General features: G+C 73.3%; 20 protein-coding genes. 13 read left to right on the forward strand and 7 right to left on the reverse strand.

Annotation, left to right across the window (positions count from 1 at the left end):
• Positions 1 to 49: 49 nt before the first annotated feature.
• Complete coding sequence (locus R9X44_RS13905; RefSeq protein ID WP_319814533.1) at positions 50 to 907, reverse strand: acyl-CoA thioesterase; 858 nt, start codon at positions 905 to 907, stop codon at positions 50 to 52.
• 150 nt (positions 908 to 1,057) lie between these two features.
• Between R9X44_RS13905 and R9X44_RS13910 the strand changes: the two genes are divergently transcribed.
• The 3 genes from R9X44_RS13910 to R9X44_RS13920 all read left to right on the forward strand — a co-directional run bounded on the left by R9X44_RS13910 (position 1,058) and on the right by R9X44_RS13920 (position 3,613).
• Positions 1,058 to 2,077 (forward strand): NAD-dependent epimerase/dehydratase family protein, encoded by a 1,020-nt coding sequence (locus R9X44_RS13910; RefSeq protein WP_413774943.1) that lies wholly within the window; start codon positions 1,058 to 1,060, stop codon positions 2,075 to 2,077.
• A 99-nt stretch (positions 2,078 to 2,176) separates the two neighbouring features.
• Positions 2,177 to 3,037 (forward strand): LLM class F420-dependent oxidoreductase, encoded by an 861-nt coding sequence (locus R9X44_RS13915; protein ID WP_319814535.1) that lies wholly within the window; start codon positions 2,177 to 2,179, stop codon positions 3,035 to 3,037.
• Between the two features lie 81 nt (positions 3,038 to 3,118).
• Positions 3,119 to 3,613 (forward strand): SRPBCC family protein, encoded by a 495-nt coding sequence (locus tag R9X44_RS13920; RefSeq protein ID WP_319814536.1) that lies wholly within the window; start codon positions 3,119 to 3,121, stop codon positions 3,611 to 3,613.
• Positions 3,614 to 3,635: 22 nt separating this feature from the next.
• Here the strand turns inward: R9X44_RS13920 and R9X44_RS13925 are convergent, their stop codons facing one another.
• Both R9X44_RS13925 and R9X44_RS13930 read right to left on the reverse strand, forming a co-directional pair.
• Entirely contained in the window at positions 3,636 to 5,891 is a 2,256-nt protein-coding gene (locus R9X44_RS13925) for an FtsX-like permease family protein (RefSeq protein ID WP_319814537.1), read from the reverse strand.
• A complete protein-coding gene (locus R9X44_RS13930) occupies positions 5,888 to 6,562 on the reverse strand; it encodes an ABC transporter ATP-binding protein (RefSeq protein ID WP_319814538.1) in 675 nt (224 codons plus the stop codon). The genes R9X44_RS13925 and R9X44_RS13930 overlap by 4 nt, the downstream gene beginning before the upstream one ends.
• 140 nt (positions 6,563 to 6,702) lie before the next feature.
• Between R9X44_RS13930 and R9X44_RS13935 the strand changes: the two genes are divergently transcribed.
• The 4 genes from R9X44_RS13935 to R9X44_RS13950 are packed head-to-tail and all read left to right on the forward strand — an operon-like array spanning position 6,703 to position 9,804.
• Positions 6,703 to 7,476, forward strand: a complete 774-nt coding sequence (locus R9X44_RS13935; protein ID WP_319814539.1) for a sensor histidine kinase — start codon at positions 6,703 to 6,705, stop codon at positions 7,474 to 7,476.
• Positions 7,473 to 8,123, forward strand: coding sequence for a response regulator transcription factor (locus R9X44_RS13940; RefSeq protein WP_319814540.1), 651 nt, complete (start codon positions 7,473 to 7,475; stop codon positions 8,121 to 8,123). Before R9X44_RS13935 ends, R9X44_RS13940 begins: the two co-directional genes overlap by 4 nt.
• Before the next feature lie 59 nt (positions 8,124 to 8,182).
• Positions 8,183 to 8,806: an RNA polymerase sigma factor gene (locus R9X44_RS13945; protein WP_319814541.1), complete on the forward strand. Its 624-nt coding sequence runs from the start codon at positions 8,183 to 8,185 to the stop codon at positions 8,804 to 8,806.
• Positions 8,803 to 9,804, forward strand: a complete 1,002-nt coding sequence (locus R9X44_RS13950; protein WP_319814542.1) for a hypothetical protein — start codon at positions 8,803 to 8,805, stop codon at positions 9,802 to 9,804. Before R9X44_RS13945 ends, R9X44_RS13950 begins: the two co-directional genes overlap by 4 nt.
• Before the next feature lie 23 nt (positions 9,805 to 9,827).
• Here R9X44_RS13950 and R9X44_RS13955 read toward each other — a convergent pair whose 3' ends face one another.
• Complete coding sequence (locus tag R9X44_RS13955) at positions 9,828 to 10,457, reverse strand: helix-turn-helix domain-containing protein (RefSeq protein ID WP_319814543.1); 630 nt, start codon at positions 10,455 to 10,457, stop codon at positions 9,828 to 9,830.
• Between the two features lie 140 nt (positions 10,458 to 10,597).
• Between R9X44_RS13955 and R9X44_RS13960 the strand changes: the two genes are divergently transcribed.
• Positions 10,598 to 11,845 (forward strand): cytochrome P450, encoded by a 1,248-nt coding sequence (locus tag R9X44_RS13960; protein ID WP_319814544.1) that lies wholly within the window; start codon positions 10,598 to 10,600, stop codon positions 11,843 to 11,845.
• 41 nt (positions 11,846 to 11,886) lie between these two features.
• Here the strand turns inward: R9X44_RS13960 and R9X44_RS13965 are convergent, their stop codons facing one another.
• Positions 11,887 to 12,444, reverse strand: a complete 558-nt coding sequence (locus R9X44_RS13965) for an NADPH-dependent FMN reductase (RefSeq protein ID WP_319814545.1) — start codon at positions 12,442 to 12,444, stop codon at positions 11,887 to 11,889.
• 112 nt (positions 12,445 to 12,556) lie between these two features.
• On the opposite strand from R9X44_RS13965, the gene R9X44_RS13970 reads away from it, so the two are divergent.
• Complete coding sequence (locus R9X44_RS13970) at positions 12,557 to 13,183, forward strand: helix-turn-helix domain-containing protein (protein WP_319814546.1); 627 nt, start codon at positions 12,557 to 12,559, stop codon at positions 13,181 to 13,183.
• A 117-nt stretch (positions 13,184 to 13,300) separates the two neighbouring features.
• A complete protein-coding gene (locus R9X44_RS13975) occupies positions 13,301 to 14,803 on the forward strand; it encodes a penicillin-binding transpeptidase domain-containing protein (protein WP_319814547.1) in 1,503 nt (500 codons plus the stop codon).
• A gap of 10 nt (positions 14,804 to 14,813) precedes the next feature.
• Here the strand turns inward: R9X44_RS13975 and R9X44_RS13980 are convergent, their stop codons facing one another.
• The gene (locus R9X44_RS13980; RefSeq protein ID WP_319814548.1) at positions 14,814 to 15,449 is read right to left on the reverse strand and encodes a TetR/AcrR family transcriptional regulator; all 636 of its coding nucleotides are present in this window, start codon (positions 15,447 to 15,449) and stop codon (positions 14,814 to 14,816) included.
• 60 nt (positions 15,450 to 15,509) lie between these two features.
• On the opposite strand from R9X44_RS13980, the gene R9X44_RS13985 reads away from it, so the two are divergent.
• Genes R9X44_RS13985 through R9X44_RS13995 form a run of 3 tightly spaced genes read left to right on the forward strand, consistent with a single transcriptional unit; the run spans position 15,510 to position 18,588 of the window.
• Entirely contained in the window at positions 15,510 to 16,175 is a 666-nt protein-coding gene (locus R9X44_RS13985; RefSeq protein WP_319814549.1) for a class II aldolase/adducin family protein, read from the forward strand.
• Positions 16,172 to 16,996 carry a phosphotransferase gene (locus R9X44_RS13990; RefSeq protein WP_319814550.1) on the forward strand — a complete coding sequence of 275 codons (825 nt, stop codon included), beginning with the start codon at positions 16,172 to 16,174 and terminating at the stop codon, positions 16,994 to 16,996. The genes R9X44_RS13985 and R9X44_RS13990 overlap by 4 nt, the downstream gene beginning before the upstream one ends.
• Positions 16,993 to 18,588 carry a glycerol-3-phosphate dehydrogenase/oxidase gene (locus R9X44_RS13995; protein ID WP_319814551.1) on the forward strand — a complete coding sequence of 532 codons (1,596 nt, stop codon included), beginning with the start codon at positions 16,993 to 16,995 and terminating at the stop codon, positions 18,586 to 18,588. The genes R9X44_RS13990 and R9X44_RS13995 overlap by 4 nt, the downstream gene beginning before the upstream one ends.
• A 32-nt stretch (positions 18,589 to 18,620) precedes the next feature.
• Here the strand turns inward: R9X44_RS13995 and R9X44_RS14000 are convergent, their stop codons facing one another.
• On the reverse strand, positions 18,621 to 19,199 hold the full coding sequence (locus R9X44_RS14000) for a sugar O-acetyltransferase (protein WP_319814552.1): 579 nt from the start codon (positions 19,197 to 19,199) through the stop codon (positions 18,621 to 18,623).
• Positions 19,200 to 19,309 lie beyond the last annotated feature (110 nt).

Consider the following 19,309-nt stretch of genomic DNA (forward strand, 5'->3'; position numbering starts at 1 on the left):
CCCCGAAGAGGCCCGGCCGCCCGCCGGGCCTCTTCACGTTCCCGCGCGCTCAGGTGGCCTCGAAGAAGAGGCCCTCCTGGGTGATCGAGGCGGCGAGGACGCCGTCGCGGGTGAAGACCTCGGCGCGGATGAAGGCGCGGCCGTCGGCGGCGGCGGGGGTCTGCTGGGCGAACAGCAGCCAGTCGTCGGCGCGGGCCGGACGGTGGAACCAGACGGCGTGGTCGAGGGAGACCGCGTCCCAGGCGACGCCGTCGACCTCCTCGATGCCGAGCGGGAAGCCGTGCGGGACGAGGGCCGCCGACAGCGTCGTCACATCCGACAGGTAGACCAGCAGGGCCTGGTGCAGGAGCGGGTTGTCGGGAACCGTCCCGGCCATGCGGTGCCAGGCGAGGCTCGGCCCGGCCGGCGGGTGCGGGGCGACGCGCGTCTCGACGGTGCGCATGCCGAGCCAGGAGTCGGCGAGCCCGCCGTGCGGCTCAGTCCACTCCGCGAGGGTCGGCAGGGTCTCGGGCGGCGGGCTCTGCGGCGCGTCGGCCTGGTGGGCGAAGCCCGGAGCGGGCTCGGCGAAGGAGACGGTCATGGTGGCCAGGACCCGTCCGGCCTGTTCCACGCTGACCGACCTGCTGCGCAGCCGTCTGCCGTCCCGGAGACGGCCGACGCGGAACAGCGTCTCCCCGTCGGGGTCGCCGGGGCGCAGGAAGTAGGCGTGTAGCGAGTGCGCGGGAACGCCGCCCTCCACGGTCCGCGCGGCCGCCACGAGGCCCTGGGCGATCAGCTGGCCGCCGAAGGAGCGGACGACGCCCAGGTCGTCGTAGGGGGCAGCCGCGTACACGTCGGGCTCGACCTCCCTGAGGTCGAGTGCCGCGAGCACCCCCGCGAGCGCCTCTGTTTCCGCACGCGTTTCCATCTCGCCCCTCCGCTTCGGAACGCCGTCACCGTCGCCCGATCTTCCTTCATGGCCGCCGGGCCGCCGACACCCGGGTCCGGTTCACGGCTTTTGTCTGCTGTGCGAAGAGGAAAACCGGCCGGGGGCGGCGCGGGTGGTTGGGTGGGACCCATGCAGATCCTTGTGTTGGGCGGGACCGCCTGGGTGGGACGTGAAGTTGCCGGGCGCGCGATCGCGCGGGGGCACGCGGTGACCTGCCTGGCGCGCGGTGAGACCGGCGGCGTCGCCGAGGGCGCGCGCCTCGTGGCGGCCGACCGGCGTGACGCCGACGCGTACGCGACGCTGTCAGCGCGCGAGTGGGACGCCGTGATCGAGGTGTCCTGGCAGCCGGGTTTTGTCGATGACGCCCTCGCCGCGCTCGCGCCCCGCGCCCGGCACTGGACCTACGTCTCCTCGGGCAGCGTCTACGCCTCGCGCGCGGAGATCGGGGCCGACGAGTCGGCCGCGCTGCTGCCCGCGACCGGGCTCCGGGAGGTCGACCGCTCGGTTTACGGGGAGGCGAAGGTGGCCTGTGAGGAGGCGTCCGCGCGGGCGGCGGGTGATCGACTGCTCGTCGCGCGGGCGGCGGGTGATCGACTGCTCGTCGCGCGGGCCGGGCTGATCGGCGGCCCCGGCGACCACACCGACCGGACCGGCTACTGGACGGCGCGGGCCGCCCGCGACCCGCACGGGAGCCTGCTCGTCCCCGACGCGCCCGACGCGCCCACCCAGGTCGTCGACGTCCGCGACCTCGCCGACTGGCTCCTCGACTGCGCCGAGAAGGGCGTCACCGGCGCCTACGACGCCGTCGGGCCCGTCATCACGTTCGGCGAGTGGATCGAGCTGTCGCGCGCGGCGGCGGGGCACACCGGCCAGGTCGTCGCGGCCGACCCTGCGTGGCTGCGCGCCGAGGGCGTCGCGGAGTTCGCGGGCCCCGACTCCCTGCCGCTCTGGCTCGCCGACCCCGCCTGGACGGGCTTCCTCGCGCGCAGCGGCGCGGCGGCCCAGCGCGCCGGGCTGCGCCACAGGCCGCGCGCAGAGCTCATCGCCGACACGCTCGCCTGGGAGCGCGCCGAGGGCCTCACCCGGCCGCGCAAGGCGGGCCTCAGCCCGGCGCGCGAACGATCCCTGCTCGCTTCGCTGACCCCCTGACCGATTCAAGTGACGCGCCGAGGGGAGGCGTAGGGTGGGGTGAGAAGCGATCTTGTAGGGGCGGGTTCGGGGCCCCGAGGCTACGAGAAGGGTGCGCTTGTGGAGCTTTCCGGGGTTGGCGTCTGGAGCCAGCAGCTGCGGTACGGGGACGCGCGGGAGGCGGCCGAGGCCGCCGCCGAGCTCGAGGAGCTCGGCTACTCGGCGCTGTGGATTCCGGACGTCGGCGGGCCGCTGTTCGACGCCGTCGGAAACCTGCTGACGGCCACCGCCAACGCCGTCATCGGGACCGGCATCCTCAACCTCTGGATGCACGAGCCCGAGGTCGCGGCCGCCGCGCACGCCTCGCTCACCGCCGCGCACGGCAACCGGTTCCTCATGGGCATCGGCGTCAGCCACGCCCCGCTCGTCGACAACAAGAACCCCGGCCGCTACCGGCGGCCCCTCGCGGCGATGAGCGCGTTCCTCGACGGCCTCGACGCGGCGGTCCCGCCCGTCGCGGTCGAGTCGCGGGTCCTGGCGGCGCTCGGCCCGAAGATGCTCGAACTGGCCGAGCGGCGCTCGCGCGGCGTCCACCCGTACCTGGTGACGCCCGAGCACACGCGGATCGCCCGCGAGGCGCTGGGCGACGGCCCGCTGGTGCTGCCCGAGCAGACCGTGATCCTCACCTCCTCGGCCGAGAAGGCGCACGCGATCGGCGGGCCCTGGCTGAAGAACTACCTGTCGCTGCCGAACTACGCCAACAACCTGCTGCGGCTCGGCTTCACCCAGGACGACGTCGACTCCGTCAGCGACCGCCTGTTCGACGCGCTCATCGCGTGGGGCGACGAGTCGGCGGTCGCCGACCGCGTCGCCGAGCACCGCGCGGCGGGGGCCGACCACGTCGCCGTCCAGGTGCTCACCGCCGACGGCAAGGCGTTCCCGCGCGAGGAGTGGCGCCGCCTGGCCGCCGCGCTCGTCTGACGGCCACGGCCCGCCGAGGGGCGGGCCGCGGTCGTTGACATGCCGTCCAGTAGGCTGCGCTGACGCGCGGAGGAGGTCAGCATGGGTCGGACGATGGTGGTCACGGGAAGCATCGTCATCGGGGTCTCCCCCGAGGCCGCGTACGCGGCGGTGAGCGATCCCACGGCGATGGGCAGGTGGAGCCCGGAGAACCTCGGCGCGACGGTGCGCGGGGGCGCTCAGGCGCACGTCGGGATGGTGTTCGACGGCCACAACAAGCGCGGTCCCGTCCGCTGGACGACCCGCTGCACGGTCCTGGCCGCCGACCCGGGACGCAGGTTCGCGTTCCGGGTCCACGCCATCGGCCGCAAACGCCCGATCCTGCCAGGGCCGATCGCCACCTGGGAGTACCGCTTCGAGCCCGAGGGCGACGGCACCCGCGTCACCGAGACCTGGACCGACGACCGCGCCCGCTGGCCCGACGCCCTCGCCAACGCCTTCGACAAGGCGGCCACCCGGGGCCACACCTTCGCCGCCTTCCAGCGCCGCAACATCGACACCACGCTGCGGAACCTCAAGGCGGCCCTGGAGGCGTGACCCGGGCACGTGCGGGGGCCCGTCACTCGGAGCGCAGCGCGGCGGCCGTGGTCGTTCTGGCCGCCCACGTCGCGGGGACGAGCGCGCCCGCGACGGCGATGACGGCACCGGCGAACGCGAACAGCACGAGCGCGGCCCACGGGTAGATCTCGGTGATCGAGTAGGGAAGGTCGACCCCGCCGGACTCCGCCGTCATCGGCAGGACGCCCCCGTACACCGCGAGCCCCAGCGGCAGCCCGAGCACGCCCCCGACGAGGCCGAGCAGCGCCATCGACGCCAGCACCACCACGACGATCTGCCTCGGCGTCGCGCCGAGCGACTTGAGCACGCCGAAGTCACGCGCCCGGTCACGGGTGTTCAGTACGACGGTGTTGAAGACGCCGAGCCCGGCGACCGCCGCGATCCCGAGGGTGAGCACGCCCATGAGGGCAAGGACGACGGTCCGTCCTACGTCCCCTTCCTGGGCGACCGCCTGTGCGGGGACGCCTTCGGCGAGCAGTGACGCGGCGTACGACTCCGGTGAGGTCCCCGGGGTAAGGGCGATCTCCAACACATGGAACTCGGCTTCGGGGATGAGGCCGCGCAGCGTGGCGGCGTCGGTGATGAGCCCGTGGTCCGCGTTCTGGATCGACGCGCCCACGATCGTGAGCGGGAGCCGTCCCGCGTCGGTGGCCGGGGTGATGACGTCGCCGATCCGCAGGCCGGTCTTGCGCAGCAGCGGACCGCTCACGACGGCCTCGTCCGGTCCGCGCAGCCAGCGGCCCTCGGTGAGGCGGTGGCCGTGCGCGTCGGACACCGCGCCCTCGTACGCCTTCAGCGTCACGGCGCGGGCCACGCCGGGGACATGGACGTCCTCCAGTACCGCGGTCGCGACGGTCGCCGTGCCCGGCCTGCCGCGCACCGCGGCGGGGTCGCCGTTCGCGCGCACCTGGTAGACGTGCTCGCGGCTTTCGTCGCCGTAATAGACGACGACGGTCTGCTGGAGGCCGAAGGCGAACACCGCGGCCGCCACGCCGAGCAGCACCGCCCCGACCGTCAGGAACGACCGTCCCGGCCTGGCGAACGGCAGCCCGAGACCGAGGGAGACCGGGCGCGGCAACCCCGTCCGCGACAGCAGGAGCTGGACGCGCAGGGCACGCCCGCGTCCGGCGCGCGGACCAGCGCCGACGGCGAGCGCCGCGGGGAGGCGTCCCGCGCGGACCGCGGGGACCAGCGCGGTGACCGCGACGATCGCGAGCACCCCGAGGAACGCGACGGCGTCGACCGCCGCCGACACGCCGTCCGGGGTGGGCAGGTCGAACGCCGCGCCCATCGCCTCGGCGAGCAGCCGCGCGAGCACGTTCCCGACGACGACCCCGGTGACCGCCCCGACGACGGCGGGAATCGCGATCATCACGAGGTAGACGGCGGTGACCTGGGCGGGCGTGAACCCGATCGCCTTGAGCACGCCGATGTGCCTGAGCCCCGAGACGACCGCGCCGCCGACCACGTTCCCGATGATGATCACCGCGACGAGCAGGCCCGCGACGCCGAACGTGGTGAGGAACGGGATCGCGGTCTTGGCCCCGTCGGACGCCTCCTGGCGCGGGATCGTGTAGTCCTGGCGTCCGGAGACGGGCAGGCCGCCGGTGACTGACGCGGCGTCCGCGCCCGGATCGGCGAGCCGGTACAGCATCTGGAGGTCGCCGTCGGAGGGCAGCTGGCCCGGCTCGATCCAGCCGTCGGCCGAGCCGGTGATCGACCGCGCGATCCCCACGACGGTGAACACGCGCCGGTCGGAGAACGCCGTGTCCGTCCCGACGATCCGCTCCTCATCGAACGGGATCTTCGCGCTCGACAGCACGATCTCGCCGGGGCCCGCCGCCCAACGGCCCGCGCGGAGCGTCAGCCGGTCGACGGGGTCGGCAGCGGAGGGCGCGCGTTCGGCGAGGAGGTACTGGCCGGGCGGCAGCGAGAGCGGACCGCCGGGTTCGCCCTCGCGTTCCGGGATCGGGACCTCCGCGAGCCCTGTGCGGAACGGGCCCGCCGCCGCGACGACGCCCCCGGCCCGTGCCGTCGCGGCGACGTCGTCACGCGCGGCGGAACCGGCGTAGGAGACGGTCAGGTGCGCGCCGTCCACCTGGGCGAAGGCGCGGTCGTAGGGCTCGTCCACGGTCACCAGCAGGCCGAGCGCGAGCACGACCATCGCGGTGGACAGCGCGAGGACCGTCGCGATGATCGTCGTCTGGAGCCTGCGGCGGCGCACCGCGTGCAGCGCCGCCCGCCACACCGCCCTCATCGGACGGGCTCCGGCGCGACCCTGCCGTCGGCGAAGTGCACGATCCGGTCGGCGCAGCGGACGGCGAGGCGCTCGTCGTGGGTGACGATGAGGAGGGTCTGGCCGATCTGGTTGAGGTCGAGGAGCAGGTCCATCACCTGCTCGCCGGAGCGCGAGTCGAGCGCGCCCGTCGGCTCGTCGGCCAGCAGCAGCGCGGGCCGGTTCATCAGCGCCCGCGCGACGCCCACCCGCTGCCGCTCGCCGCCGGAGAGGACCACGGGATAGGCGGAGCGGCGGTCGGCCACGCCGAGTTCATCGAGGAGTTCAAGCGCGCGCTTGCGGGCCTCCTTACGCGGGGTGCCTATCAGCTCGGCCGTCAGCGTGACGTTCTCCAGCACCGGCAGGTCGTCCAGCAGGTTGAAGAACTGGAAGACCATGCCGATCCTGCGCCGCCGGTACCTGGCGAGCGCGGTCTCCGACATCGCGGTGATGTCCTCGCCGTGGATGACGATCCCGCCCGAGGTGGGCCGGTCGAGGCCCGCGATCATGTTGAGCAGGGTCGACTTTCCCGAGCCGGAAGGACCCATCACCGCGACCGCCTCGCCCGCGGCGACGGTGAGCGTGACACCGTCGAGCGCGACGGCCTCGCCGTACTCCTTGCGCACGTCCGTGAGCCGGACCATCTGTTCCATGCCGCCGAAGGTAGGCGCGGGCGGCGGAGCGGCGCATCGGGCCGTGGGTGGAGGTTCGCGGGGGCGTCATCCGCGCGATGTACGGGGGTCGGCCCGGCGGAGGATGGTCCGGCGGTTCGGGAATCGGGAGAATGTCGGGCATGGTGCCGTTGTGGGTCGTCGTCGTGCTCGTCGCGGTTCCGTGCGGGTGGGCGCTGCGGGAGCGTCGGCGGCGGCTGCGCGACCTCGGCGCGAGGACCTGGAACCTTGAGCGGGAACGGGAGAGCGCGGCGCGCCAGGCCGTCGAGGCCGAGCGGGCGCGGGTGGCGCGCGACCTGCACGACGTCATCAGCCACAGCGTCAGCGTCATGGTCGTGCAGGCGGGCGCGGCGCGGCTCGGCACGGACGGCGAGACCGGGGAGGCGCTGCGCGCCGTCGAGCGGACCGGGCGTGAGGCGATGACCGAATTGCGGCATCTGCTCGGGGTGCTCGCCCCCTCGGCCGACGGCGACGCGCTCGCGCCGCAGCCGACGCTGGCCCGGCTCGGCGGGCTCGTCGACCGGATCGCGTTCGCGGGCCTGCCCGTCGAGGTGACCGTCAGCGGGGAGCCGCGCGACCTGCCCGCCGGGCTCGACGCGACGGCCTACCGGGTCGTCCAGGAGGCGCTGACGAATGCGTTGAAGCACGGCGCATCCGACGCGCGCGCCGAGGTCCGCGTGTCGTACGGGACGCGGAGCCTGCGCCTCGAGGTGCTGAACACCGGCCCGTCGGTGCTGACCGGCACCGGAACGCCGCAGCCCGAGCACAAGGGCGGCGGGCGCGGCCTCGCCGGGCTGCGCGAGCGCGTCGCGGTGTACGGCGGCGACCTCGACGCAAGGCGCAGGCTCGGCGGCGGCTACCGGGTCCGCGCCCGGCTCCCGCTGGAGCGCGCGTGACGCCGACCCGGGTCCTCGTCGCCGACGACCAGGCCCTCGTCCGCGGCGGCTTCCGGATGATCCTCGCCAAGGGCGGCCTCGACGTCGTCGGGGAGGCCGCCGACGGACGCGAGGCGGTCGCGCAGGCGCTGCGGCTGCGCCCCGACGTCGTGCTGATGGACATCCGCATGCCCGAGATGGACGGCCTGGAGGCGACCCGCCGCGTCCTCGCCGACGCCCCGGCCTGCCGCGTCATCATCCTCACCACCTTCGACCTCGACGCCTACGTCTACGCCGCCCTCGCCGCGGGCGCGAGCGGCTTCCTCCTCAAGGACGTCACCCCCGAGCACCTCGTCGCCGCGGTCCGCCTCGTCTCCACCGGCGACGCACTCCTCGCCCCCTCCATCACCCGCCGCCTCGTCGAACGCTTCGCCACCCCCGCCCCCACCCCCGAGGGCCTGGCCGACCTCACCCCCCGCGAAACCGAGGTCCTCCGCCTCCTCGCCCGCGGCCTGTCCAACCCCGAACTCGCCGCCCACCTCTCCCTCAGCGAAGCAACCGTCAAAACCCACATAGCCCGCATCTTCGCCAAACTCGGCCTCCGCGACCGGGCCCAGGCCGTCATCACCGCCTACGAATCCGGCCTCATCACCCCCGGCTCCTCCTGAAATTCCCGGGAACCCCCCACCGACCGAGAAGAGGTGACCCCCCTCCCGAAAGGCCCTCCATGCCCCACCCATCCCCCCTCACCACCCACCGCAGCAACCCCGCCCACCCCCCACCCGACGACGCCACCTCGATCGCCGACTCACTCACCCACCCCGAGACGTTCGCCCTGGTCTTCGACCGCCACGCCGACGAGATCCACGCCTACGTCTCCCGAAGACTCGGCCCCGACCTGGCCGACGACATCGTCTCCGACACCTTCCTGACAGCATTCCGCAAACGCCGCACCTACGACCCCACCCGCCCCGACGCCCGCCCCTGGCTCTACGGCATCGCCTCCCGCCTCATCCGCGACCACCACAGATCCGAAACCCGCCACAACCGCCTCCTGGCCCGCACCCCCGCGCCAGGCCCCGCCGAGCCGTTCGACGACCGCAGCGCCGCGCGGGTGACGTCCCAGCGGCTTCAGCCGAGGCTCGCCAGGGTGCTGGCCCGTCTGTCGGCCGATGATCGCGATCTGCTCCTGCTCATCGCGTGGGCCGACCTGACCTACGAGGAGTGCGCCATCGCACTCGGCATCCCGGTCGGGACCGTGCGGTCGCGGCTGCACCGGGTGCGCGCCAAGATCCGCCGTGCGTTCGGCGGCGTCGACCCGACCGGAGTCTTTGAGGAGGGAACTGCGTGAACACCGATGAGATCGAGATCTTCCGGGCGGCACGGCCCGAGGTCGCGCCGTACGAACCCGGGCGGAGGGCGCGGGCGCGTCAGCTGCTGTTGCGGGACGAGGACGCCCGGCGCAGCAGGCGGTGGTGGCTTTCCGCGGTGCCGCTCGGGGCCCTGGCGGGCGCTGCGGGGGTGGCGGGGGTGCTGGGGAGACGGCCGGACGAAAGCGGAGGAATTGTGCCGGTGAGCGCGGTCGGGTATCTGGAGGAGGCGGCGCGGACGGTCGAGGCGCGGCCCGAGGTGCGGCCTGGGCCGTTGCAGTGGCGGTACACGAAGGAGCGGCTCGTCACCGAACGGGGGCGTGAGCTCGTCAGCGAGGTGTGGATGCGGCTCGACGGGGCGTACGCCGCGCAGCCCGGGGGGCGGGACGGAAAGATCGAGGTGGACGAGGATCCGCTGGGCAAGGACGAGCCGTCGCCTTTGCGGCGTTATGCGGAGCTGCGGGTGCTGGCCGCCGATCCGGAACAGGTGCTCGCGCGGGCCTACCGGAGCGTGGACGGGGTGCGGGAGCGGTGGCGGCGGGAGCGGGACCCGGTGCGGGAGCGGGTGCGCGCGCAGCTGCTCACCGAAGAGCATCGGAGGTTCCTGGTGTTCTGTGAGGTCGCCGAGCTGTTCGACGCGGTGTTCACACCGCCCCGGCTGCACGCCGCGGCGTTCCGGGCCGTCGCCCAAATCCCGGGAGTCGAGGTACGGAGTGGGGGGAGGGATCCGTTGGGGCGGGAGGTTGTCTCGGTCGGCAAGCTCGACCAGTGGGGGACGCGTCGGGCGTATCTTGTCGCGCCGGGGAGTTACGTCTACCTGGGGGTGTCGGCGGTGCGGGAGCGGGATGACCTGATGACGCTGCCGGCCCTGGCCAGGGGGCAGGAGATGCCTGTGGTGGAGCAGGTGGCGGTCGGGGTGGGGTCGTACACGTTGCGGGAGGCGGGGGGGATCGTGGACCGGCCCGGCGAACGGGGTTGAGGGCGGCGACGCCGTCCGCCGGGTCAGGCGGGCGGCGTCGCGGTGATGATGGGGGCGAGGTGGGCTCTCGCGTAGTGGGCGGCGGTGGTCGGGTCGTCGAGGCCGAGGGCGGGTTCGGGGTGGAGGCAGTGGGAGACGACGAGGCGGGCGAGGGTGTCGGCGGCGAGGAGCTGGCTGTGGCCCTGGCCCGGCGGGTAGAGGACCTGGAGGAGGAATGACCTGATGAGCAGGATGACGGGGTCGCCGTCCGGTGACGCGCCCGGCAGCAGGGGAAGAGGGTCGTTGTGCAGGAGGGCGCTGAGGCCGCCTTCGCGGGCGTAGGCGAGGGCGAGGACAAAGCCCGTCGCGACCTTGTCGGGCACGGTCGGCTCGGCTTCGATCGCCGAGCGGGCGCGGCGCAGCGCGACCCTCGCCTCCTCGATGAGGACCGCCTTGAGCAGCCGTTCCTTGCCGACGAACCGCCGGTGCACGGTGACCCTCGCGACGCCCGCGCGGCGCGCGATCTCCTCGACGCGGGCCCGCCGCACGCCCATCTGGACGAACTCGGCGCGGGCCGCGTCGAGGATCCGCCGGTCGGTGTCGTCGCGCGGCTCGTCGGCGGGGTCGAACACCTCGGAGATGAACGAGACGCTCGCCTCGGTCGGGTCAGCCACGGCGCACCCGTCCCGGCAGCGTCGAATCTGATTCGGTCATTCGCTTCCACGCTCCATGAGCGCATGATACAAAGTGCGGAAATTGACTCTTTGACTCCCCTCCTTCCGACGCGTCGCGTCCCACCCCTCGGAGATGATCGATGAGTACGCCCGTGGAACAGGCCGGCCTCGCGCTGGCGGACCCGAGGTCCTATCTCGACGAGGAGCGCCTGCACGCGGGCCTCGCGCTGCTGCGCCGCGACGCCCCCGTGCACCGGGTCGACGCCCCGGGCTACAACCCGTTCTGGGCGGTCACCAAACACGCCGACATCCTCGACATCGAGCGCGACAACGTCCTGTGGCTGAACGAGCCGCGGCCGCTGCTGGCCACCGCCGAGCTCGACCGCGTCCAGGAGGAGCAGCGGGCGATGGGCATGGGCCTGAGCACGCTCGTGCACATGGACGATCCGCAGCACCGGGTCGTGCGGGCGATCGGGGCCGACTGGTTCCGGCCGAAGGCGATGCGCGCGCTCCAGCCGAGGATCGACGAGCTCGCCCACCGGTATGTGGACCGGATGGCGGAACTGGGCGGTGGGTGCGACTTCGTCCAGCAGGTCGCGGTGCACTATCCGCTGTACGTCATCCTGTCGCTGCTCGGCCTGCCCGAGTCGGACTTCGCGCGGATGCTGAAGCTCACCCAGGAGCTGTTCGGCGGCAACGACGAGGAGCTGCGCCGCGGGGCGTCCGCCGAGGAGCAGATGGCCGCGCTGTTCGAGTTCTTCGACTACTTCAACGCGCTCACCGCCGCCCGCCGCGCCGACCCGACCGACGACCTCGCCTCGGCGATCGCGAACGCCCGCGTGGACGGCGCGTACCTGTCCGACGTGGACGCCGCGTCCTACTACGTCATCATCGCCACCGCGGGGCACGACACCACGAGCTCCACGATCTCCGGCGGCCTGCACGCCCTCATCGAGAACCCGGGCGAGCTGCGCCGCCTCAAGGACGACCCCGGCCTGCTCCCGCTCGCGACCGACGAGATGATCCGCTGGGTCACCCCCGTCAAGGAGTTCATGCGGACGGCGACCGCCGACACCGAGGTCAACGGCGTGCCCATCGCCGAGGGCGAGTCGGTGCTGCTGTCCTACCCGTCGGCCAACCGCGACGAGGACGTCTTCACCGACCCGTTCCGCTTCGACGTCGGCCGTGACCCCAACAAGCACCTCGCGTTCGGCTTCGGCGTCCACTACTGCCTCGGCGCGGCCCTCGCCCGGATGGAGATCCGCTCCCTGTACGCGGCGCTCCTGCCCCGCCTGGAGTCCGTCGAACTCGCCGGGACCCCCGAGTGGACCGCCACCACCTTCGTCGGCGGCCTCAAGCACCTCCCCATCCGCTACACCCTCCGCTAGCGCGAAGCGGGGGCGGCGCGCCGCCCCCGCCGGGGTTCGGGTCAGGCGGGGACCTTCGTCTCGGTGGCGACCTGGGTGAGGATGTCGGTGAGGGCGGCGACGACCTCGGCGTCGTCGGCGGGGTGGGTGTCGGCGAAGCGCTGGACCGACTCGGGGATCGACAGCTTGGCGTCGGCGAGGACCTTGCCGCCCGCGATGCCGGCCGCCTTGCGGGCCTCGTCCTGGGCCCAGACGCCGCCGTACTGGCCGAAGGCCGTGCCGACGACGGCGACCGGCTTGGCGGAGATCGCGCCCGCGCCGTACGGGCGGGACAGCCAGTCGATGGCGTTCTTGAGCACGGCCGGGATCGTCCCGTTGTACTCGGGCGAGAACAGCAGGAGCGCGTCGGCGTGCGTGGCCGCCTCGCGCAGCCTGACGGCCTCGGCCGGGACCGCCCCCTCGACGTCGATGTCCTCGTTGTAGAACGGCACACCGCCCAGGCCCTCGTACAGCTCGATCGCGACGCCCTCGGGCGCGTGCGCGACGGCGGCCTCGGCGAGCTGGCGGTTGTGCGACCCGGCGCGGAGGCTGCCGACGAGGGCGAGGATGCGAACAGACATGCGAACTCCTGGTCAAAGTCAGAGGGACGACAATCGGACCGTGGTCCGGTTGATCTCGCCCAGCATAAACGGACCACGGTCCTTTTGCATTCCCCCCGCTACCCTGGAAGGTGTGACCACACCCACTCCCCCGACCGGCACGCCGCTCCCGCTGCTCGACGCCCCGCCCCCGCTGCGCGCCGACGCCGAGCGCAACAGGGTCAGGCTCCTCGACGCCGCCTTCCGGCTGATGTCGCAGGGCGGGGTGGCGAACCTGACCATGGAGGCCGTCGCGGCCGAGGCCGGCGTGGGCAAGGGAACTGTCTTCCGGCGCTTCGGCGACCGCGCGGGCCTGCTGATCGAGCTGCTCAGCCACCGCGAGAAGAACTTCCAGGCCGCCTTCCTCAGCGGTCCGCCCCCGCTCGGCCCCGGCGCGCCCGCCGTCGAGCGGCTGCACGCGTTCGGGCCCGCGCTGCTGCGGCACGAGGGCTGCCACCGCGACCTGATCCTCGCCTCGCGCACCGACCCCGTCCGCCAGTACGGGGTGCCCGGTTACGGGCTGCGGACCAGCCACCTGACGATGCTGCTGCGCGAGGCGGGGGCCGACGGCGACCTCGAGCTCATCGCCCGCACCCTGCTCAGCTCACTCGACACCGCGCTCGTGGCGCACCTGACGGCCGAGCACGCCGTCCCCCTCGACCGCCTCGACGCCACATGGCACCACCTTGTCGCCCACCTCGTCCCGGAATCCCGCGCCTGACACGTCCCTCTATTTCTGGACATCTCAGAAACCCTCCCGGTGCGGACGGCGGTGCCCCAAGATAGGGGGAACCGGGTGATCAACGATCTTGGGGGGCGGGACTTGGGCGCGGGGAACATGGACAAGGAGCTCAAACGGATCGGTCTCGTCGGGCTCGCCCTGATCGGGGTGCTCGCCGTCCACGTCAACTGGATCCAGGCAGGACAGGCCGACGAGCTGCGCGTCCACGCGCTCAACAACCGTCCCCTCCAGGGCGTCACGCTGCGGGCGCGCGGCGAGATCGTCTCCGCCGACGGCGTCAAGCTCGCCTGGTCCGACGCGCTCAGCCCCGGCGACCCGAAGACCAAGTACCAGCGCAGATACCTCAAGAACGGCGCGGCGTTCCTTCCCGTCACCGGCTTCTACGCCGGGACCATGCAGAAGGCCGGGCTCGAACTCGCCTACGACTCGCTGCTCAACGGCACTGACCAGCGGCAGAGCGCGGACTCGTGGATCAGGCTCCTCACCGGTGAGGAGCCGCTGGGCGGCAGCCTGTACACGACGATCGACTCCAAGGCCCAGGTCCGGGCCTACCAGGCGCTCGCCGGGCACAGTCCGGTGCCGAGCCGGGCGGCCGTCGTGGTGATCGAGGGCAAGACCGGGGCCATCAAGGTCGCGGCGAGCTTCCCCGCGTTCGACCCGACGTCCGTCGCCGACATCAAGAACCCCGGCGACGACCAGAAGAAGCTCGACGAGCTCGGCAAGGCCAAGGGCCAGCCGCTGATCGACAAGGCATACAGCGAGCTGTTCCCGCCGGGATCGTCCTTCAAGACGATCGTCGCCGCCGCCTACATGGCACGTGACGGCAACTCGAAAGACAGCCTCGTCCCCGCGCCCGCGACGGTCCCCACAGGTGGCGGGATGATCAAGAACAGCCATCCCGACGAGATCTGCGGAGCGCCGAACGACGTGCCGCTCATCGCCACGTTCGCCAGGTCATGCAACACCACATACGCGCTGATGGGCGCCGATGACGCGCTGCTCGGCAACGAGGCGGTGCGCGCCCAGTCCGAGAAGTTCGGCTTCTACAAGAAGATCCCGATCGAGCAGGACCTGAACGCGCCGGCGTCGGAGTATCCGCACGACGCGACCAACCGCGACGAGATCCTGCGCGGCTCGTTCGGCCAGGGCGAGACCAAGACGACGACGCTGCAGATGGCCATGGTCGGCGCGGCCATCGCCAACGGCGGCGACATGATGCGGCCCTACCTCGTGGACAAGGCGGTAGGCCGGATCAAGGGCGACGACGGCAAGCCCGAGGAGACCGGGACGATCCACCGGGCCGAGCCCGAGGTGTTCGGCGAGCCCCTGACCTCGGACGCCGCCGCCCAGCTCCAGGACATGATGCGCGAGGTCGTCACCACCGGAACCGCCAAGAACCTCCAGGGCCGCAACATCGCGGGCAAGACGGGCACGACGGAGCTCACCGCGACCCGGGGCGGCGCGTGGTTCGTCGGCTTCGCCCCCGCCGACAAGCCCAAGTACGGATTCGCGGTATTTGTCGAGGGCCCGACCAACCTCTTCGGCGCGAGCACCGCGGGCCCCATCGCCGCGACGGTCATCGAAGCCCTCGGCAAGTGAGGTCCCGAGTTCAGCCGGGCCGCGCGGCGAGGTAGGCGCGCAGCAGCGCTTCAAGCTCCGCCAGCAGCGCGGGGTCGCCGGACGCGGAGTCGGCGAACGCCTCGTGCATGAGCGCGTCGGCGGCGAAGAAGACGGTCCGCGCGACGTGGTCGGGCCCGTCCGGGTCGGTCAGGCCGTGCGCGGCGAGCAGCGTGTGCACCTTGGCGACCATGCGCTCCTTGTGGTCGCGGGCCAGCCCGGGAAACGCCGTGCTCCGCAACGCGTCGCGCAGCGCACGGGTGCCTGACTCCTCCCGGTACAGCCGCACGAACGCGCCGACCACCGCGCCGACGGGATCGCCGCCCCGCGCCCCCGGCGCGGGCATGAGGGCGTCGAGCAGTGCCTCGTGTTTGGCGTGGTACTCGGCCGACAGCACCGCGAGGATCGAGTCGCGGTCGGGCAGGTACTGGTACAGCGCGCCGACCGAGACGTCGGCCTCCTCGGCGACCCTCGGCAGGGTGACCGCCGCGACGCCCTCCCGCGCCAGCAGGGTTCCCGCGGCGTCCAGCGCGCGGTTGACCTTGGCGCGGGCGCGCGACTGGGTGGGCACCCGCCGCAGCGCCCCGTCCGCCGCCGCGAGGTCGACAGCCCTGTCCCGCACCGCCATCGCCGCTCCCCGGAAAATCAAAGTTGAGTTTGGTTTGGTTCCCGCCCTACGCTACCCGGCATGACCGCACGCGCAAGCGCCAGGGCCGACGTCGCGGCCGCGAGCCGACGGCTCGCCCAAGAGGGCCTGCTCATCGGCACCGCGGGCAACGTCAGCCTCGCCTTCGCCGGGCCGGACGGCCCCGAGGCGGCCATCACCGCGACCGGCGTCGTCCTCGCCGACATCACCCCCGACCAGGTCACCGTCGTCGGCCTCGACGGACGGGTCCGCGAAGGCGACCTCGCCCCCACCAGCGAAGCCGACCTGCACCTCGCCCTGCTGCGCGAGCGCGGCGGCGCGGTCGTGCACACCCACTCCCCCGCCGCGACAGCGCTGTCCCTCGTCCTCGACGAGCTGCCCTGCGTGCACTACCAGCAGCTGACGATCGGCGGGTCTGTCCGGGTCGCGCCCTTCGCGGTCTTCGGCAGCCGGGAGCTCGCCGACGCCGTCAGCGCGGCGCTCGCCGGGAAGCAGGCGGCGATCCTCGCCAACCACGGGACCGTCGCGGTCGGCGGTGATCTGGCCAAGGCCGTCGAGAACGCGCTCCTGCTCGAATGGGCGGCCGACCTCTACACCCGGGCCAGCGCGCTGGGGACGCCCCGCGCGCTCACCGAGGAACAGCAGCTCGCCGTCATCGAGGCGGCTTTGGCGACCGGCTATGGCACCACCAAGGCGGCGGAACGGTGACCGGGCTCGGCGACGCCCTCGCCGTCGGGCGCAGCGCGCGCGTCTTCGCCTGGCCCGGCGACGGCGACCTCGTCGTCAAGCTCTTCCCGCCCGGGTACGACACCGCGCTCATCGCCGCCGAGGAGGCCGCGAGCGCCGAGGCGTTCCGGCTGCGGCTCAGCCCGGTCGCCTGCCACGGCAGGGTCGAGGCCGACGGGGCCGTCGGCCTGCTGTTCGACCGCGTCCACAGCGACTCCCTCACCCGGCAAGCCGAGCGCGACCCGCTGCGGCTGCGCGCGTGCGCCCGCGCGCTGGCCGCCGCGCACGCCCACGTCCACGACGCGCCCACCGCGCTGTTCACCGACGTCCGCGAGGCCGCGACCGCCGCACTCGACACCGCTCCCCTGGCGTTCCTCACCGCGCCGCAACGTGAGCGCGCCGCGCGGATCATCGCTGATCTGCCCGCCGGAGACCGGGTGCTGCACCTCGACTTCCACAGCGAGAACGTCTTCGGCCACGGCGACGGCCTCGCCGTCATCGACTGGCAGACGACGCTGCGCGGCGACCCCGCCGCCGACGTCGCCATGACCGTCCTGCTGCTGCGCGACGCCGAACTGTGGCCCGGCACCCCCTTGCTCAAGCGGCTAGCCGCCCAGGCCGTACGCCGGGTCGTACTGTCGACTTACCTAGCCGAGTACAAGCGGCGCACCGGCATGACCGACGAGCGCGTCGCGGCGTGGCGGCTCCCGGCCGTCGTCCTGCGGATGAGCACCCTCGATATCGCCGGTGAGCGCCAGGGGTTCCGCCGCGAACTGACCACGCTGCTCGGAGCCGACACGTGAGTTCGCCGTTCACCCTCGGCCGCTTTGTCGAAGGGCCTCCCTCGGCGGGCGCGGCGGTCGACGTGCTCGTCATCGGCGGCGGGATCACCGGCGCGGCGGTCGCCTACGAGGCGGCGAGCCGTGGCCTGCCCACGGCCCTCGTGGAGGCGCGCGACTTCGGCGGCGCGACCTCGGCGGCCACCGGCAAGCTCATCCACGGCGGCCTGCGCTACCTGAAGAGCCTTGAAGTGCGCCTGGTCCGTGAGTCGCTGCGCGAGCGCCGCATTCTCAGCGACCTCGCGCCCAACCTCATCGACGTCTACCCGACGGTCCTGCCCGACGCCGGGCCCGTCGTCCGGTTCGGGCTCACCGCCTACGACCTGCTGTCCTACGACCGCAACCGGGTCGCCGACCCCGCCAAGCGCATCCCCCGGCACCGGTCGCTCGGCGGCGGCCGGATGCTCTACCACGACTGCCTCATGATCAGCCCGGAACGGCTGACGCTCGCGTTCGTCAGGTCGGCCACCGCGCGCGGCGCGCTCGTCGCCAACCACACGAGGGCCGACGCGCTGCTGACCGAGGGCCGCGACGTCGTCGGCGCGCGCGTCACCGACGCGCTGACCGGCGGCTCCCGTGAGATCCGCGCGAAGGCCGTGGTGAACGCGACGGGCCCGTGGGCGTTCGACACCCTCGCGGGCTCCCCGCTCACCGACGGGACGGCCGGAGCGCCGCCCTCGGTGCGCTCCGAGGGCGTCTACCTCATCACCCGCCGCCTCACCGACCTGATGACGCTGCACGTCACCCCGCACGGCCACTTCAGCGCCGCGCCCTGGCGCGGGCACAGCATGATCGGCCCGACCGAGCGCGCCTACCGGGGCGCGGTGTCGGACTGGCGGCTCACCCGCGAGAGCGTCGAGGAGTTCCTCGCCGGGATCAACGCCGCTGGCCTGCTGCCGGTGCGGCTCGGCCTCGATGACGTCGTCCACGCCTACGGCGGCCTGCGGCCCCTCACCGGGGACGCGGGCGACGACACCTACGCCGCCTCGCGCGCGGCCGAGGTGATCGACCACGCCGAGCGCGGCGGCGTCGGCGGGCTCGTCACCGCGGCGGGCGGCAAGTACACGACGAGCCGCGCCTTCGCCGAGCACGTCGTCGACCTCGCGGCCCGCAAGGCGGGCCGGGCCACCCGGCCCGGCCGGACTGACGCGACGCCGCTGCACGGGTGCGGGACCGGGCCGATCGAGCCGTATGTCGCGGCGAGCCTCGCCCGGAACGCCGACTTCTCCCCCGAGACCGTCAGATATCTGGCCAGGCACCACGGGACGGAGCATGACGCGGTCCTCGACCTCGCCCGCGCCGACCCGTCCCTCGCCGAACCCCTCGACGCGGACGGCGAGCTGCCCGCCCAGGTCCTCGTCGCGGTCCGGCACGAGTCGGCCCGCACCCTCGCCGACGTCGTGCTGCGCAGGACCGGCCTCGGCACGCTCGGCCACCCGGGCGGCGCGGTGCTCGAGGCGGTGGCGGCGGTCGCCGCCGCCGAGCTCGGCTGGTCCGCCGCCAGGCGCGACGCGGAACTGCACGAGGCCGACCGCCTCCTCACCCTCCCGTGGTGACCGATCCGCCGCCTTTACGTAGTAAGTCCGTTTTAGTGCAGGGTGCGGATGACCCGCGCCGGGTTGCCGACCGCGACGACCCCGGCGGGCACGTCACGGGTGACGACCGAACCCGCCCCGATGACCGAGTCACGCCCGATCGTCACCCCCGCGAGCACGATCGCCCCGCCGCCGAGCCACACGTTGTCCTCGATGACGATCGGGGCCGCCGCCTCCAGCTTCGCCCTGCGCTGTTCCGGATCGAGCGGGTGCGTCGGGGTGAGCAGCTGCACGTTCGGGCCGATCTGGACGTCGTCGCCGATGGTGATCGCGGCGACGTCGAGCGCGGTGAGGTTGAAGTTGACGAACACGCCGGAGCCGACGGTGAGGTGCACGCCGTAGTCGACGTACAGCGGCGGCCTGATGTGGCTGCCCTCCCCGATCCCGCCGAGCAGCTCGCCGAGCACCGCGCGGGCCTCGTCCTGGTCGGTGTAGTACAGCTGGCCGTACCGGTGCGCGAGCAGCGCGGCGCGCGCGGTGCCGGCTTCGAGTTCGGCGTCGGCGATGTAGAGGTCGCCCGCGAGCATCCGTTCGCGGTTGCTGCGCGGGTCGTCGGCGAAGAGATCGGACATCCGCCGAGCCTATGCCGCGCGACGACGCCCCCACGCCGTCCGGGGACGCCGAAGGGGCCCGCCGCCGAAGCGGGGACCCCCTCGTCAGTGATGCGCCCGGCCGTGTGCCG

It is taken from the genome of Actinocorallia sp. A-T 12471 (assembly GCF_033875155.1).
Classification (GTDB): Bacteria; Actinomycetota; Actinomycetes; order Streptosporangiales; family Streptosporangiaceae; genus Actinocorallia.